General features: G+C 70.6%; 17 protein-coding genes and 1 pseudogene. 1 reads left to right on the forward strand and 17 read right to left on the reverse strand.

Annotated elements, in window-relative coordinates; translation table 11 throughout:
• Nucleotides 1-321: 321 nt before the first annotated feature.
• The 16 genes and pseudogenes from ACWGI8_RS07210 to proS form a co-directional block, all read right to left on the reverse strand.
• A pseudogene (locus tag ACWGI8_RS07210) lies at nucleotides 322-804 on the reverse strand (DNA-processing protein DprA); the annotation flags it as partial.
• 13 nt (nucleotides 805-817) lie between these two features.
• Nucleotides 818-2,440 carry a YifB family Mg chelatase-like AAA ATPase gene (locus tag ACWGI8_RS07215; protein WP_453659116.1) on the reverse strand — a complete coding sequence of 541 codons (1,623 nt, stop codon included), beginning with the start codon at nucleotides 2,438-2,440 and terminating at the stop codon, nucleotides 818-820.
• The gene (locus tag ACWGI8_RS07220) at nucleotides 2,440-2,820 is read right to left on the reverse strand and encodes a YraN family protein (protein ID WP_453659117.1); all 381 of its coding nucleotides are present in this window, start codon (nucleotides 2,818-2,820) and stop codon (nucleotides 2,440-2,442) included. Before ACWGI8_RS07220 ends, ACWGI8_RS07215 begins: the two co-directional genes overlap by 1 nt.
• 200 nt (nucleotides 2,821-3,020) lie before the next feature.
• Entirely contained in the window at nucleotides 3,021-3,329 is a 309-nt protein-coding gene (locus tag ACWGI8_RS07225) for a DUF2469 domain-containing protein (RefSeq protein ID WP_003965949.1), read from the reverse strand.
• A 55-nt stretch (nucleotides 3,330-3,384) separates the two neighbouring features.
• The gene (locus ACWGI8_RS07230; protein ID WP_453659118.1) at nucleotides 3,385-3,876 is read right to left on the reverse strand and encodes an NUDIX hydrolase; all 492 of its coding nucleotides are present in this window, start codon (nucleotides 3,874-3,876) and stop codon (nucleotides 3,385-3,387) included.
• The gene (gene lepB / locus ACWGI8_RS07235; RefSeq protein ID WP_453659119.1) at nucleotides 3,869-4,621 is read right to left on the reverse strand and encodes a signal peptidase I; all 753 of its coding nucleotides are present in this window, start codon (nucleotides 4,619-4,621) and stop codon (nucleotides 3,869-3,871) included. Before lepB (ACWGI8_RS07235) ends, ACWGI8_RS07230 begins: the two co-directional genes overlap by 8 nt.
• Before the next feature lie 50 nt (nucleotides 4,622-4,671).
• Entirely contained in the window at nucleotides 4,672-5,556 is an 885-nt protein-coding gene (gene lepB / locus ACWGI8_RS07240) for a signal peptidase I (protein ID WP_453659132.1), read from the reverse strand.
• Nucleotides 5,447-6,532, reverse strand: coding sequence for a signal peptidase I (gene lepB, locus ACWGI8_RS07245; RefSeq protein WP_453659120.1), 1,086 nt, complete (start codon nucleotides 6,530-6,532; stop codon nucleotides 5,447-5,449). Before lepB (ACWGI8_RS07245) ends, lepB (ACWGI8_RS07240) begins: the two co-directional genes overlap by 110 nt.
• Nucleotides 6,525-7,292 carry a signal peptidase I gene (lepB, locus tag ACWGI8_RS07250; RefSeq protein ID WP_453659121.1) on the reverse strand — a complete coding sequence of 256 codons (768 nt, stop codon included), beginning with the start codon at nucleotides 7,290-7,292 and terminating at the stop codon, nucleotides 6,525-6,527. Before lepB (ACWGI8_RS07250) ends, lepB (ACWGI8_RS07245) begins: the two co-directional genes overlap by 8 nt.
• Nucleotides 7,293-7,364: 72 nt before the next feature.
• A complete protein-coding gene (rplS, locus tag ACWGI8_RS07255) occupies nucleotides 7,365-7,715 on the reverse strand; it encodes a 50S ribosomal protein L19 (protein ID WP_453659122.1) in 351 nt (116 codons plus the stop codon).
• A 129-nt stretch (nucleotides 7,716-7,844) separates the two neighbouring features.
• Complete coding sequence (gene trmD, locus ACWGI8_RS07260; RefSeq protein ID WP_453659123.1) at nucleotides 7,845-8,666, reverse strand: tRNA (guanosine(37)-N1)-methyltransferase TrmD; 822 nt, start codon at nucleotides 8,664-8,666, stop codon at nucleotides 7,845-7,847.
• On the reverse strand, nucleotides 8,666-9,214 hold the full coding sequence (gene rimM, locus ACWGI8_RS07265) for a ribosome maturation factor RimM (protein WP_453659124.1): 549 nt from the start codon (nucleotides 9,212-9,214) through the stop codon (nucleotides 8,666-8,668). Before rimM ends, trmD begins: the two co-directional genes overlap by 1 nt.
• 76 nt (nucleotides 9,215-9,290) lie before the next feature.
• On the reverse strand, nucleotides 9,291-9,530 hold the full coding sequence (locus tag ACWGI8_RS07270; protein ID WP_453659125.1) for an RNA-binding protein: 240 nt from the start codon (nucleotides 9,528-9,530) through the stop codon (nucleotides 9,291-9,293).
• A 2-nt stretch (nucleotides 9,531-9,532) separates the two neighbouring features.
• A complete protein-coding gene (gene rpsP / locus ACWGI8_RS07275; RefSeq protein WP_453659126.1) occupies nucleotides 9,533-9,973 on the reverse strand; it encodes a 30S ribosomal protein S16 in 441 nt (146 codons plus the stop codon).
• A 213-nt stretch (nucleotides 9,974-10,186) separates the two neighbouring features.
• Nucleotides 10,187-10,816, reverse strand: coding sequence for a hypothetical protein (locus tag ACWGI8_RS07280; protein ID WP_453659127.1), 630 nt, complete (start codon nucleotides 10,814-10,816; stop codon nucleotides 10,187-10,189).
• A gap of 246 nt (nucleotides 10,817-11,062) precedes the next feature.
• Nucleotides 11,063-12,478: a proline--tRNA ligase gene (proS, locus tag ACWGI8_RS07285; RefSeq protein WP_453659128.1), complete on the reverse strand. Its 1,416-nt coding sequence runs from the start codon at nucleotides 12,476-12,478 to the stop codon at nucleotides 11,063-11,065.
• Nucleotides 12,479-12,691: 213 nt separating this feature from the next.
• On the opposite strand from proS, the gene ACWGI8_RS07290 reads away from it, so the two are divergent.
• The gene (locus tag ACWGI8_RS07290) at nucleotides 12,692-13,552 is read left to right on the forward strand and encodes an SAM-dependent methyltransferase (RefSeq protein WP_453659129.1); all 861 of its coding nucleotides are present in this window, start codon (nucleotides 12,692-12,694) and stop codon (nucleotides 13,550-13,552) included.
• A gap of 213 nt (nucleotides 13,553-13,765) precedes the next feature.
• Here ACWGI8_RS07290 and ftsH read toward each other — a convergent pair whose 3' ends face one another.
• Nucleotides 13,766-15,682, reverse strand: a complete 1,917-nt coding sequence (gene ftsH / locus ACWGI8_RS07295; protein WP_453659130.1) for an ATP-dependent zinc metalloprotease FtsH — start codon at nucleotides 15,680-15,682, stop codon at nucleotides 13,766-13,768.
• Nucleotides 15,683-15,803: the final 121 nt, after the last annotated feature.

A 15,803-nucleotide genomic window follows, 5' to 3' on the forward strand; every position in this document is an offset into this window, starting at 1 on the left:
TTATTCGCGCATACCGCTCCCCCTAGGCACCATTCGAGGCCTGGTAGCTCTGCCTCTGCCTGATACCAGGGAGTTTCTTAAGTTAGCAGACCCTAAGCGGAGACCGGAAGAGTCGAGTAGACAAATTCCAATGCTAGTCGCACTCCAATTGTCTCCGCATCCCGCAAGGAGGCGCCTCTTGGGCCCGGGTGGAGATCCGCTCGGGCCCCCACATCGCACCGGCCTCGAGCCTGCCGTACCTCTCACGCTCAAATTCGGCTGTGCCGCGTGGAGCCGACCACCGGTGGAGGGACCAACAACACTCACTCGATACAGAACGCGGGCCGCGCCGGAGACGACGACCCAGCCGCGCTCGGCGAGGCCCGATCCAAGGCTCGCCGCCACATGCGCGCCGTAGGGTGTGCAGGCCCTGGCTCCCACCACGGCGACCGAGCGCAGCGCCCATATCCGCAGGTCGGGACCGCCACGCACCCAGAGCCCAACGGGCATGGCGTCCCCGAGGTCGGCAAGCTGACCCGGCCACTCCGGGTCACCCGGACAGAGGAAGCGCCCGCCGGCCTCCGCCACCGTTTCGAGGTCGTACTCCGGGCGGGCCGCCGCGGCCCGTGTCCGATAGCCCTCGATCCGCTGCGCCCCCGCTCCGGTCAGCGCGCCCTCCCCCGCCCGAGGCGCGGTGAGCCGCGCCATCAGCTCCACGGCACCGTGCTGCCGCAGCAACCGCCCTCCCTGTTCATCACCCGGTTCGACGACCCGCGTCAACGCCGCCCGCGCCCTACGCTCCTCGTCACTCACCCCCGCCGTCATGCGCCGCCCCCGCTCACCGCTCGGCTCCGACGCCCACGGGGACGCCTCTGGCGATGCCCGTGCGCAGCTGCAGGGCGAGATCCACGTCGTGGACGGCGGGCCTCCCGCGACCGGCGAGGTCGGCGACGGTCCATGCCACGCGGAGTACGCGGTCCATGCCCCGGGCGGTGAGCAGCCCCCGCTCCATGTCGCGCTCGGCCGCGGCGAGCGCGCCGGGCGCCACCTGCCAGCGGGTGCGCAGCTCATGACCGGGCACCTCGCTGTTGACGCTCCACGGGGTGCCCTCCAACCGGTCGGCGGCCCTGGCCCGGGCCTCCTGGACCCGGGCGGCGACGACCGCCGTCGACTCCCCTCGCCCGCCCTGCCCCAGCAGGTCCGAGCGGTTGACCGGCTCCGCCTCGACGCGTAGGTCGACCCGGTCGAGCAGCGGCCCCGACAGCCGGGCCTGGTAGCGCCGGATCAGCGATGCGGGGCACTCGCACCCGGCACCGTGCAGGGTGTGCCGGCCGCAGGGACAGGGGTTGGCCGCCAGCACCATGAGGAAGCGGGCCGGAAGCCTCACCACCCCTGCGCTGCGCGCGACGACCACATGCCCGGACTCGAGCGGCTGACGGAGGGCGTCGAGCGCTTTGCCGGAGAACTCCGGAGCCTCGTCGAGGAACAGCACACCCCGATGTGCCAGGGACACGGCTCCGGGCCTCGGCAGGCCCTGGCCGCCGCCGACGAGGGACTGCATGGTCGCCGAGTGGTGCGGGGCGCAGTACGGCGGCGTGCGCACGAGGGGCTCGCCCGGCGGGAGGATGCCCGCGACGGAGTGGACGGCGGTGACCTCGAGGGACTCCTGCCGGGTCAGTGGCGGCAGCACTGCGGGCAGCCGCTCGGCGAGCATCGTCTTGCCCGCTCCCGGCGGCCCATGGAGCAGCAGATGGTGGCCGCCCGCCGCCGCGACCTCCAGGGCCGTGCGTGCGGCGTGCTGTCCGGCCACGTCGGCGAGGTCCGGCCAGTGGCCGTCGTCGCCCGGATCCGCGGCGAGCCCTGTGCCGACCCCGGCGCCCGGCACCATGAGTCCGGCGAGCATGGCGTCCGGCCGGCCCTCGCCGTCGGGCTCCTCCTGTGGCACCGGCTCGTCGTTGAGCACCGCAATGAGCTGGCGCAGGCTTCGCACCCCGAGGACGGATACGCCCGGCACCAGGGACGCCTCCCCGGCAGTCTGCTCGGGGACGACCACCTGCCGGTACCCCGCCTCGGCGGCGGCGAGGACCGCGGGCAGTACCCCGCGCACGGGCCGCACCCTGCCGTCCAGCCCCAGCTCCCCGACGAGCACCAGATCGGCGATCGCCCGCGGGTCGATGTGCTCCGCGGCACCGAGGACCGCGCAGGCGACCGCCAGATCGAAGCCCGATCCGCTCTTGGGGACGGAGGCGGGACTGAGCCCCACCGTGAGCTTCTTCTGCGGCCACTGCGCGTCCGAATTGACCACGGCCGCCCTGACCCTGTCGCGGCTCTCCACCAGGCTCTTGTCGGGCAGTCCGACCAGGGCGAAGGCCGCCACCCCGGGCTCCAGATCGGCCTGGACCTCGACCACGACGCCTTCGACGCCGACCAGCGCCACCGAGCACGTACGAGCGAAGCCCATCAGGCCACCCCCTGCGCGTGCTCGACGCGGGGCGCGCCACGCCGGGGCAGCACCACTCCGATCAGATCGATCCGCACCCCGCCCGGCGGGGGTGGTCCGCCCTGCCGCTCCAGCCAGCAGGCCGCCAGCCGTCTGAGCCGGGCCGCCTTGGCGGGCGTGATCGCGGCCATCGGGTGCTCGAAGGGCCCCCGTCCCTCGGCCCCGCCCCTGCGGGTCTTGACCTCGCAGACGACCACCATGTCGCCGTCCCGGGCGACGATGTCGATCTCGCCCGCCCGTCCGCACCGCCAGTTGCGTGCCAGCACGGTCAATCCGGCATCGGCCAGGCGTCGGGCCGCCAGCTCCTCGCCGTACTGTCCGAGTGCCCCCGTCGCGTTCATCTCGGCACCACCTCCGGCACCGACTCTGACGCGTCACACCCCAGCTTGTGGATCTTGGTGGACAAGCCGTCCGTTGTGGATAACTCAGTCACCCGGCAGGGGGAACCACCCCTGCCCTCGGTCGCCCTGGCCCACAGGCACCGCCACTATCACCGCCAGGGGCCAGGGTCCCCGACCACATCCCCGGCCGCGGACCCGGCTCAGCCTCCCGGAAGCTCCAGGTCGCTCTTGTTCAGCTCCTCGATGTTCACGTCCTTGAACGTGAGCACGCGGACCTGCTTGACGAACCTGGCCGGCCGATACATGTCCCAGACCCACGCATCCGCCATCGAGACCTCAAAGAAGACCTCGCCCTGCACCGAGTGCACCTGCATCTCGTAATCGTTGGTGAGATAGAAGCGACGCTCGGTCTCGATCACGTATTTGAACAGACCGACGACGTCGCGGTACTCCCGGTAGAGCTTCAGCTCCATCTCGGTCTCGTACTTTTCGAGGTCCTCGGCGCTCATGGCATGTTCCCCTTCAGCCGTGCGTCCCCCTATTGTGCGCCAGCCCCGCGCGTCCCTAGACGATTTCTGGGGCCAAGACCACCGGCGCACTCGGAGGACCCTCGTCGAGCAGCGTGCGCAGCAGCTCGGCGAGTCTGGTCGGATACACCGTCTCACGCGCCGCAGACAGTTCGGCGGAAGTCCACCACCTCAGCCCCGCGACGCTGCGCTGTTCCAGCCGCGTCAGGCCGTCGAGGCTGGTCGCGGTCTGCCCGGTGCGTGCCAGGTAGTACCACTCGTCCTGGTCCCAGCGCCGTCCGTCGAACGGGAACGAGCACACCCGCTGCCAGATCACCGGCCCCAGCTCGACGTCTGTGATCCCGGTCTCCTCGGCGAGTTCGCGCAGCGCGGCCTGCTCACGGCTCTCGCCGCCCTCGATACCGCCGCCGGGCGTGAACCACCAACTGTCCGCCGGATCGTCCGGCTCGAAGCCGTGCAACAGCAGGATGCGGTCCTGCGGGTCGAGGAGGATGACCCGTGCGACCTTCCGCAGCTGCTGCTCAGGCATCCGCCGTCACCCTGGTCCGTGTGCCGCCGGGAGTCTTCCGGCGGCCGAAGGCCCGCGCGACCGGCCCGTACGCCGCGCCCACCAGGATCAGCACCGCACCCAGCGCCACCGACCCCACCACCAGCTTCACCGGCCCCGGCCGGGACACTCCGCCCGGCAGCGCAGCGAAACTCTGTGGGCGCTCCACCAGCGCGCCCAGCGGCCATGCCACGGCGTCCAGCCGGGCGGTCACCGCCTCGCGAGGCACCGAGCCGTGCCCGGGGTCCTCGAGGTGCACACGGGAGTCCAGGGAGCCCAGGCGGTCGTCGCCGAGCAGGAAGAGCTGCCCCTCGGGCACGGTGGCGGTGAAGCCGGTCAGCGAGGCCCGTCCCTTGTTGCGCAGGTACGGTTCTTCGATCGCCTTGCCGTTGATGGTCATCCGGCCGTCGGCGTCGCAGCACGCGATCTTGTCACCACTCACCCCGACCACGCGCTTCACCATCGGCATGTCGCCCCACACCTTGTCGGTGAAGACGACGACATCGCCGCGCCGCACCTCGGAGCCCTCGATCCGCTGCGCCAGCACCCGGTCCCCGGCCTCGACCGTGGGGGACATGGACTCGGTCGGCACCGTGTACGGCCGGTACTGCACCGCTCCCCAGACGAACCCACCGAGGAAGAGCACACAGCCGACGGCCACGGCCAGCCCCGACAGCACCCTGCCGAGCCGGCCGCGGCCGCCTTCCGTACGTCCTGTTCCGCTCATCCCAGCGCTCCCCACCTCGGAGATCGACGATCGCTGATCCGAGCGGCACCCTACCCGCCAGTCTGCTCCCGGGTCAGCATCCTGCGGCGCACCAGCACGATGGGCAACGCACCCGCCACACCCAGTGCGCCCGGCGCGACGGCGCCCGCGGCGCTCAGTCCGGGCTGGTCGAAGGTGCCGGGCACCGGCAGCGTGGACCAGCGGCCGAACGGCCAGGCCACCACGACGGCCCGTCCGACGACCTCGTCGTTCTTGACCGTGCCGTTGCCGGGGAGCTCCTGGTGGTAGCGCGAGTCCAGCGAGTTCTGCCGGTTGTCACCCATGACCCAGATGCTGCCCTCGGGCACCTTGACCGGCCCGAACGGCTTGTCGTCGCACGGCGTGCTGCCGGGGTGGATGTACGACGTCTCGTCCAGCGCCTTGCCGTTGACGTGGACCTTGCCGCCCTTCTTGCACTCGACGGTGTCCCCGCCGACCCCGATGACCCGCTTGATCAGGTCCTTCTCCTCGGCGGACGGCATCAGTCCGATGAAGCTGAGGAACTTCTGCATCGCGTTGGGCTCGGGGGCCTGGGCGTCGTCCAGCCAGCCGCCCGGGTCGTGGAAGACGACGACCTCGCCGCGCTCGGGCTCCGAGCCGAACCACGGCGTCAGCTTGTCGACCAGCACCCGGTCGCCACGCTGCAGCGTGTTCATCATCGAGTCCGAGGGGATCGAGAACGCCTGCACCAGGAATGTCTTGATCAGCAGCGCGAGGAGCAGTGCGATACCGATCAGCAGGGGGAGTTCCTTCCAGAACGACCGGTGCGTCCTCACTGGGTCACCGTCACCCTCCGGGGAACCGCCGCCGGAGCCATCGCCGTCGGGGGAAGGCTCCGCCAACCGCTCCGGCCGCTCCTCGTGCTCGTCGTGTCCGGATCGTGCGTCGACCGCCAAATCCCCCACATCCACTCCTCACTCCGTGCAACCGCCGGCGCCGGAGGCGGCGCAGGCCCACCACTCCCATAACGAGCGGGAGTTCCGCAGGGCTCGGGAGCAGGACCATTCCGTTCAGATCCTGAGAGGACACACTATGCGACGGTCCGTGTGCCGTGGCCGTCCCGGCACGCGCATCGGGCACAGAGGCGTACGTTCCCCGCTCTTCCAGCTTGCTCCAGTGGTCGAACGGCCATGCGATGACGACCGCACGCCCGACGACTTCCTCCTCCGAGACCGTGCCGCCGTACTGCTCGTCGAGGTGGAAGCGCGAGTCGGCCGAATTCGACCGGTGGTCGCCCATGACGAAGAGCCGCCCGGCCGGGACCTGCACGTCGAACTTGAGCTTGGACGGGGCGTTTCCGGGATGCAGATATGGCTCGTTCAGCGGTACGCCGTTGACCGTGACTTTGCCGCCCTGGTCGCAGCAGACCACGCGGTCGCCCCCGACCGCGACCACGCGCTTGATCAGATCCTGCTCGTCGTCGGACGGCAGCAGACCGATGAAGGTCAGCGCCTGTTTGACCTGTTTGACGACGACCGGGTCGTCCTTCTTGGGGGTCTGCTCCTCTTGCAGCCAGCCGCCGGGGTCCTTGAAGACCACCACGTCGCCTCGCTCCGGCTTCGAGCCGAACCACGGCGTCAGCTTGTCCACCAGCACCCGGTCGTCGATCTTGATCGTCTGTTCCATCGAGCCGGAAGGGATCACGAAGGCCTGGACCAGGAAGGTCTTGAGGACCAGCGCGATCAGCAGCGCCACGGTTATGAGCAGAGGTATCTCCTTGACGGCGGACCGCTGCCGCCGTCGCTTCACCTTCTTCGCCAGCCTGCGCCGCTCCGCGCGCCCCGGAAGGGACCGGACGCCGTTGGTGGGGCGGGTGCCGGTGGGCAGCCGGGTGTCGGCCCGGTGGCTCGCGCGCCGTCCGCGGTTACCCATGCGCGCCGTCCGGTGCGCGTACGCCGTCAAAGGCATCGGTGGGCTCCAGCGCGGACCAGCGGCCGACCGGCCAGCCGATCCAGTCCGCCCGTCCGATCACCTTGTCGAGGGGAACCATGCCGCCGCCCGGCTCTCCCAAGTGTTCCCGGGAGTCCCGTGACTTGCTGCGGTGGTCGCCCATGACCCACAGGGTGCCTCGCGGTACGACGATGTCGAACGGCACCCGGGACGGGGCGTCGCCGAAGTACACGTAGCGCTCTTCGACCGGCACGCCGTTCACCTCGACTCTTCCCCCCTCGTCGCAGCAGACCACTCGGTCGCCCCCGACGCCTACCACGCGCTTCACGAAATCGGTCTCGACGGGCTCGGCCAGGCCCACGGCGGCGGCTGCCCCGTGCACCAGCCCGGTCACCGGATTCTCCTCGGGCGTTTCCCGGACGAAGGATCCGGTGCCGTCGAAGACGACCACGTCCCCACGCCGTGGCTCAGAACCGAAACGGTACGCCAGCTTGTTGACCAGCACCCGGTCACCGACCTCCAGGGTCGGCTCCATGGAGGTGCTCGGGATCAGGAAGGGCTGCATCACGAAATGGCTGAGCAGCAGGAGAAAGACCGCGCAGACGCCACCGAGCAGGCCGGCCCGCCGCCAGGAGAACTGCCGGGAAATGCGCGCGGAGCGCGACCCCTCTTCCGGCCGGGACTCATCGGTCTCCGGTGTGGAAGAACGGTCGCGCTCCGTGTGCTGTGCTTCGGTGTTCATCGGGGCCAGATGCTATCCGGCCGCCATAAGAACCGTATGAGGCCGCAGCTGCGCGCGGGTGTGAGCCGTAGCTCAGTTCTCGCGCTTCTCCTTGATCTTCGCGGCCTTGCCGCGCAGCTCACGCAGGTAGTACAGCTTCGCGCGACGGACGTCACCGCGGGTGACGAGCTCGATCTTCTCGAAGATCGGGCTGTGCACCGGGAAGGTGCGCTCGACGCCGACGGAGAAGGAGACCTTGCGGACCGTGAAGGTCTCGCTGACGCCGGAGCCCTGGCGGCGGATGACGACACCCTTGAACTGCTGGATACGGGAGCGGTTGCCCTCGATGACGCGAACGTGGACGTTCACGGTGTCACCGGGACGGAACGCGGGGACGTCGGTCCGCAGCGAGGCGGTGTTGACGGCGTCGAGCAAGTGCGACATGTTCGTCTGCTTTCTTCGCCGATGCCACAGGTCATCAGCGGTACGTAGAGATGAGATGGGGGCCGCGGCGTCGGAGCGGGCGTCGTGTCCCCCTGTGGCAGGGGCGCACGCCGGACGTACGGCAGCGGCCTATTCTTCCACGGCCTCGGGCCTGCGCCAAAATCGGCCGTCGGGCGAGGGCGCCCAGCCGAGGATGGAGAGGATCTCGCGGTCCTTCTTGTCGAATGCCGACGGGTCGCAGCGCTCGATGAGGTCGGGCCGGTTCCGGGCCGTACGACGGAACGCCTCGTCCCGCCGCCACCGCGCGATCTTCCCGTGGTGCCCGCTGAGCAGGACGTCCGGAACGTCGCGGCCGCGCCACACGGGCGGCTTGGTGTAGACGGGCCCCTCCAGCAGGTTTGCCATGGCGCCGGGCGCAAAGGAGTCGTCGCGGTGTGATTCGGCGTTGCCGAGGACGCCCGGCAGCAGCCGCGCCACGGCCTCCGTGATGACCAGAACAGCCGCCTCGCCGCCGGCCAGGACGTAGTCCCCGATGGAGACCTCGTAGACCGGTATCCGGGTGGCGTACTCGTCCATGACGCGGCGGTCGATGCCCTCGTACCGGGCGGGGGTGAAGATCAGCCAGGGCCGCTCGGAGAGCTCGACGGCGAGCTCCTGGGTGAACGGACGGCCGCTGGGGGTCGGTACGACCAGCGCCGGCCCGTGCGCGCCCGTCTCGTACCCGTCCGCGAGCGCGTCGTCCAGCGCGTCACCCCAGGGCTCGGTCTTCATGACCATGCCGGGGCCGCCGCCGTACGGGGTGTCGTCGACGGTGCTGTGCCGGTCGTACGTCCAGTTCCGCAGGTCGTGCACGTGGACGTCGAGCTGCCCGCGTGCCCGCGCCTTGCCGACGAGCGAGACGTTCAGCGGCTCCAGATACTCGGGAAAGATCGTGACGACGTCGAGCCGCATCAGGACGCGTCCTCGTCACGGCTGGAATCGATCACGGCCCGGTCGTCGATGAGTCCCGGCGGCGGGTCGATGACGGCCTTCTGCTCCGCCAGATCGATCTCGGTGACGATCTCCTCGACGAAGGGGATCATCACCTCGCTGCCGTCGGGCCGCTCCACGATGAACAGGTCCTGCGAGGGCAGATGCGAGATCTCCGTGATCCGCCCGACCTCGGTCCCGTCGGTGAGCACCACGTCCAGGTCCATCAGCTGGTGGTCGTAGTACTCGTCGGGCTCGTCCGGCAGCTCGTCCGGATCGACCTCGGCGATCAGCAGGGTGTTGCGCAGGGCCTCGGCGCCGTTGCGGTCCCGTACGCCTTCGAAGCGCAGCAGCAGCCTGCCACTGTGCACCCGGCCGGTCTCGATGGTCAGCGGTCCGGCGGAGGCCGGCTCGGTGGCCAGTACGGCCCCGGGTGCGAGCCTCAGTTCCGGCTCGTCGGTACGTACCTCGACGGTGACTTCGCCCTTGATGCCATGGGCACGGCCGATCCGCGCGACTACCAACTGCACGCTCAATGCTCCTGTCATACGACTCGGGCCGGGATGGGCCGCAGCCCACCCCGGCCCGTGCCGGTGATTCAACTTCTCAGTGGACCTGGTCCACGTCGACGAGGTCGACACGGATACCACGACCGCCGATGGCGCCCACAACGGTGCGCAGGGCGCGCGCGGTGCGGCCGTTGCGGCCGATCACCTTACCGAGATCGTCGGGGTGCACCCGGACTTCCAGCACACGCCCACGGCGCAGAGTGCGCGAGGCCACGTGCACATCGTCCGGGTTGTCGACGATGCCCTTCACGAGGTGCTCGAGAGCCTCCTCGAGCATGCTCAGGCCTCGGTCGACTCGGCGGCGGCCTCAGCCTCGTCCGCCTTCTTCTCGGTCTTCTTCGCCTTCGGGGTGATGGCCTCACCCTTGGCGTCGTCGCCCTCGAGGGTCTTGGCGAAGGCATCGAAGGAAGCGCGCTTGTCTTCCTTCGTCTCCGGCTGGAGCAGCGGCTTCTCCGGGGCCGGCAGGCCCTTGTGCTTCTGCCAGTCGCCGGTGAGCTTCAGGATCGCGAGAACCGGCTCGGTCGGCTGGGCGCCGACGGACAGCCAGTACTGCGCGCGCTCCGAGTCGACCTCGATGCGCGACGGGTTGTACGTCGGGTGGTACAGACCGATCTCCTCGATGGCCCGGCCGTCACGGCGGGTACGGGAGTCGGCGACGACGATGCGGTAGTGAGGCGAACGGATCTTGCCCAGACGCTTCAGCTTGATCTTGACTGCCACGGGAGTGGGTTCTCCTGGTTTTGACGTGGTTGGGCACAACGAGATGCCGCGTGGGGTTGCGGACCCGATGGCCCGATGGACGCGTCAGCCGGAGGAGAGAGGGGTCCTGTGCGACTGTCGAGTACAGCTAGCCATTGTGCCACACGGATCCGACCGGCCGACCCGCGCCCCAGGTCGGCGCGAGGCTCCCACTCCCGGGCGCGGCCGGGCGGTTCAGCTCGCCGCGGCCACCGCTTCCGGGATGCGGAACGGCTTCCCGCAGCCGCCGCAGACGATCGGCGCCTGGGCGAGGACCGACGGCACGACCCGGACGTTGCGGCCGCACTCGCAGACGGCCTTCACCCGGACGCCGCCGCCGGACGAACCGTGCCGCGCGGCCGGGCCCCGGAAGGTCCGCTTGGTGTCGGAGGCCGTCGCGACCGTGTGCGCGGCGAGGGCGCGCTGCAGCCGCTCGATCGTCGGGCGATACCGCCGCTTCGCCTCGGGGTTGAGCGTGACCAGCGAGAAACCGCTGCTCGGGTGCGGCTCCTCCGGGTGGTCCAGGCCCATCTCCTCGGCGATCGCCAGGAACCGGCGGTTGTGGTAGCGGCCGGCGCGCGAGGTGTCACGGACCCCTCGGGCGGCGGCGATGCCGTGGACTGCCTCATGGAGCAGTCGCTCGAAGGAGAGCTCGTGGCCGCAGGCGGACGAGGACTCTCCGATCAGGGACTCTGGCGCGGCAAGGTCAGGCAGCTCGGGGTGGTGCCGCTGAATGTCGGCCCACGCCTGTGCCAGCTCTGCGGCGAGAACAGGTGGTGTCGTGCTCACGTCGTGATAACGAGCCGGGCGGCTCGCGGGTTCCATTCCGGGGCATCCCAAATATTTTGCACGTACCCGTCAGTTGCCATTGATGCGTCCTGACGAGGGCGGGTGCGCTGATCTGCGGAGAAGCCTCGCAGCTCATACCAAGCCGGTACGTAGCTACGCGTCTACGCAGTAATGCCGAAGATGCACGCCCCGGCGCGTAGCCCGGGACCGCGCTCCGGGGCGCGCATGGCCCGAGGGGGCTCACGGGTGCTCGGAGGCGCCCCGCCCGGCCGCGGCCCGCCGTCAGTAGGCCCGCGCGACGATCGCGAGCGTACCCGGGGCGTCGTCGGCGTCCGGCACCGACCCGTCCGCCGCGACCAGACACCGCACCGACACGGCCTGATCAGCGAGCACCGCCTCGCCCTCCGTGCCGAGTGCCGCCCAGGGGATACGCGCCCAGCCGCCCGCGACCGCGGCCTCTGCGGCCTCCTCGATCGTCGTCACATCGCTCGTACGGGCCTCTCGGCGTTCACGCGACTGGCGCAGCAGCAGCGCCTGGTCCTCCTCCAGCACCGTGGGCAGCAGACCGGCGAGCGAATCGATCGCGACGGGTTCCTTGCCCCCGGGGATACGGCGGGCCAGCATCGCCGTGCCGCCCTCCAGATCGCGCGGGCCGACCTCGATGCGTACCGGCACGCCCTTGAGCTCCCAGTCGACGGCCCGGCGGCCGAAGGGGGTGTCGGTGCGGTCGTCGACCTGGACGCGGACGCCCGCGGCCCTGAGCCGGTCGCCGATCTCGCGGACCTTGGCCAGCACCGCCTCGTCGCGCTTGATGGCGAGGACGACGGCCTGCACCGGTGCCAGGCGCGGTGGGACGCGCAGGCCGTTGTCGTCGCCGTGCGACATGATCAGGCCGCCGACCATCCGGGTGGAGGAGCCCCAGGAGGTCTGCCAGACCAGCTCCTGCTTGCCGTCCTTCGACAGATAGGTGGTGTTGAATGCCTTGGAGAAGTTGGTGCCGAGCTCATGGCTCGTGCCCATCTGGAGGGCCTTGCCGTCACCCATCATGCCTTCGAGCGTGAGGGTGTTGACGGCGCCAGCGAAGCGCTCCCTGGGCGTCTTGCGGCCCAGCACCACATCGATGCCGAGGACGTTCACCATGAAGTCGGCGTAGACGTTCCGGTGGATGTGGGCGGCGTAGTCCCGGGCGTCCTCATAGGTGGCGTGGGCGGTGTGGCCCTCCTGCCAGAGGAATTCGGTCGTGCGCAGGAAGACCCGGGGACGCATCTCCCAGCGGACCACGTTCGCCCACTGGTTGATCAGCAGCGGCAGATCGCGGTAGCTCTGGATCCACTTGGAGAAGTAGTCGTTGATGATCGTCTCGGAGGTGGGGCGGACGACGACCGGCTCCTCCAGCTCCTTGCCCCCGCCGTGCGTGACGACCGCGAGCTCCGGGGCGAAGCCCTCGACGTGCTCGGCCTCCTTCGTCAGGTACGACTGCGGGATGAAGAGGGGGAAGTACGCGTTGGACGCCCCGGCTTCCTTGATGCGGGCGTCCATCTCCTGCTGCATCCGTTCCCAGAGCCCGTACCCGTAGGGGCGGATCACCATCGTGCCGCGCACCGGGCCGTTGTCGGCGAGCTCGGCCTTGTTGATCAGGTCCTGGTACCAGCGGGGGAAGTCCTCCGCCTGCGGCGTGAGAACGGGTGCCTTTGCCATGGCGGGAATCGTAAGGCGGCCGCACTCTGGATGGGGAATCGATCGGGGCGCGGGGGCGCACGACCGGGGCACGCGATGCTTTGCGCGGCGCGACCTCTGGACGTACGGACGGATGCGGAGTTCCCTGGCATACGGGGGGAGCACGAGCGCACGTACACGGGGGGCTGTCAATCAGGGCACAGCTGACCTCTCGGCGGATTGGGGCGCTTTTCGATGACACCTACGCTCGTCCGGCACCATTCCCGTACGGCCACCGCTCCCCCGGCGGATCCCGCCGCACGCGCCCGTGACTGGGTCGAGATCCAGGAGCGGATGCTGGTGCCCCTCTACGAGGCGGTGTACGAGCACCTGGAGGTCGGCAAGGGCTCCCGGCTGCTGGGGCTCGGCTGCGGCTCCGGTCTTGCCCTGCTGATGGCCGCGGGGCGCGGGGCGAGCGTCACCGGCGTCGACACGGACCGGTCCAGGATCGCGCTGGCCCGCGAGCGGCTGCTCGCGCCGGAGCCCGACCGGGCTGCCTCGTCCGCCGCGGCCGGGGCGCGACTGGTGGAGGGCGGTCCCGAGGCGGCGGCGGATCCCGCGCTCCCCCGGTTCAGCATGATCACGATTTTTCAGCCGATCGGGTGTACGGCGGGCGACTCCGAAGGACTCGTCCCCGCGTTGGAGGCGGTGGTTCCGCTGGCCGAGCGCGGCAGCCCGGTCGTGCTGGCGGGCTGGGGCCCGCCGGAACGGTGCGCCACGTCGGCGGTGCTGCGGGTCGCGAGCCGGCTCACCGAGCGGCTGCGCGCGGGCGGCGGCTGGCGCCCGACACGGCGGGACGACCTGGAGGACGTGGCGACCAGGGCGGGTCTCAAGCCGGACGGCTCCGGGCGGGTGGCGTGCCCGTTCGGCTACGCGGACCTGGAGAGCGCGGTGCGCGGGCTGCTGTCGACCGGGCTGTTCGACGCTGCGGTGCGGGCGACGGACCAGGCACAGGTCGAGAAGGAGGTCACGGAGGCGCTGCACGCGCATGTACGGGCCGACGGGACGGTGTGGATGCCGAACGTCTTCCGCTACTTGATCGCCCGCACGCGGTAGGCGCGACCGCTGTATCGCAGGGTCCGGACTGTCGCAGGGCCCGAACTGGGGCAGGCTCCCAGACCCCGTACGGCCTCCGGCCGTGTCCTCGATCTCCCCCGGAGCTCGCCCGAAGGCCCCCCGGGCGGGCTCCGACGGAGCCCCTCCGGTAACGGAGCCCCTCCGGCGGCGGCCGAGGCACGGGGCCCGGAGCAGAGCCCCGGCGGGTACGGCCTACTCCGACTCGTCCTTGGTGAGACGCGGGATGCCCGCCGCGCGGTAGGCCGCGGACTCTTCCAGGGTCTCGTTGGCGAGCAGGGCCTCCGCGAGGGCGTCCAGCCGGTCGCGGTTGTCTCGCAGTTGGCGGCAGGCGCTCTCGTAGCACTCGTCGGCGATCCGGCGCATCTCGTGGTCGACGGCGTCCAACGTCGCCGAGGCGGCCATGAGTCCGTACGGCTCCTGCGCGTCGCCGGGGATGGCGGTGAGCCGGCCCACGCGCTCGCTCATGCCCCAGCGGCCGACCATGCCCCGGACGAGGTGGGTGACCTGCTCCAGGTCGCTCTCCGAGCCGGTCGTGACGACCCCGAAGACGACGTGCTCGGCCGCCATGCCGCCGAGCGCGCCGATGATGCGGCCGCGCAGATACTCCTCGGTGTACGCGTATCTGTCGGCGTCCGGGGTGGAGAGGGTGACGCCCAGCGCGCGGCCGCGCGGCACGATCGTGACCTTGCGGACGGGGTCGGCACCCGGCTGGAGCATGCCGAGCAGTGCATGGCCGCTCTCGTGGTACGCGGTCCTGCGGCGCTCCTCCTCGGGCATCACCAGCGGCCGTTCCGCACCGAGCTGCACCTTCTCCAGGGCGTCGGAGAGATCGCTCTGGGTGACCTCGCTCTGGCGGCGCTTGACCGCGAGCAGCGCGGCCTCGTTGGCGAGGTTGGCGAGTTCGGCGCCGGTCATTCCCGGTGTCGTACGGGCCACCTGGGCGAGGTCGACGGTCTTGGCCAGCGGGATCTCCCGGGTGTGGATCTCCAGGATCGCCTGGCGGCCGCCCCGGTCGGGCGGGCTGACCTGCACGATGCGGTCGAAGCGCCCCGGCCGGGTGAGCGCGGGGTCGAGGACGTCGGCGCGGTTCGTGGCGGCGAGCACCACGACGCCCTCGGAGCCGGTGAAGCCGTCCATCTCGGTCAGGATCTGGTTGAGCGTCTGCTCGCGCTCGTCGTGGCCGCCGAGGCTCGCGCCGCCGCCGCGCACCCTGCCGATGGTGTCGATCTCGTCGATGAAGACGATGGCCGGGGCGACCTTGCGGGCCTCGGCGAAGAGTTCCCGTACCCGTGAGGCGCCCACACCCACGATCATCTCGATGAACTCGGAGGCGGACGCGGAGAAGAACGCCACTCCCGCCTCGCCCGCCACGGCCCGCGCGAGCAGGGTCTTTCCGGTGCCGGGCGGGCCCGCGAGGAGGACACCGCCGGGCATCCGGGCGCCCATGCTCCGGTACGCCTCCGGGTTCTTGAGGAAGTCGACGACATCGCTGAGCTCGCCCTCGACCTCGTCGATGCCGGCCACGTCGTCGAAGGTGGTGCGCCTGCCGGCCGTCACCTCGACGGGTTTCGGCGGCGGCTTGCGACCGAGCGGCCCGCCGCCCACGCCTCCACCCATCCGCCGCGCGAGGAACACCCAGAGGAGCACGAGCAGCAGGAGCGGTGCGAGCGAGATCAGCAGGTTGACGAGAAAGCCGCGCTCGGCGACGACCGGTTCGGCCGTCACGGTGACACCCTTCTGGGTGAGCTGCTGCCAGAGGTTGTCATCGGCGAAGGCGGGCCGCTGGGTGGTGAACTTGGTGTAGTCGCCGCCGCCCGGAAGCGCCTGTTCGCTCTTCAGCTCGCCCTGGATCGCGTCGCCCTTGGCGTAGATCTTGGTGACGTTCCCCGCCGTGACCTGCTTGCTGAACTCGGTGTACGAGATCGTCGGCTCATCGCTCTCCCCGAAGTACGACAGCGCCAGAAAAGCGATGAGAAAGACGAGCAGCGCGGCGAGGACCAGCCCCACCCAGCCGCCGGGCATCTTCCTCTTCGGCGGCGGGGGCGGCGGCGCACCCTCGGAGCGCCAGGGCTGGTCGGTGCGGTCGCGCGGGGGTACGGAATTGGCCACGCCTGCCCTCCTGCCCTCCTGCTCCGGTGGTCTCGGGCCGGACTCTGCCCATGACCGCACAGATCCCGGCTCCCCGCCACCCGGGGCGTCACATGGCAGAGGGCCCCGCGGTCCGGTGACC

The sequence above is a fragment of the Streptomyces sp. NPDC054841 genome (assembly GCF_053611045.1).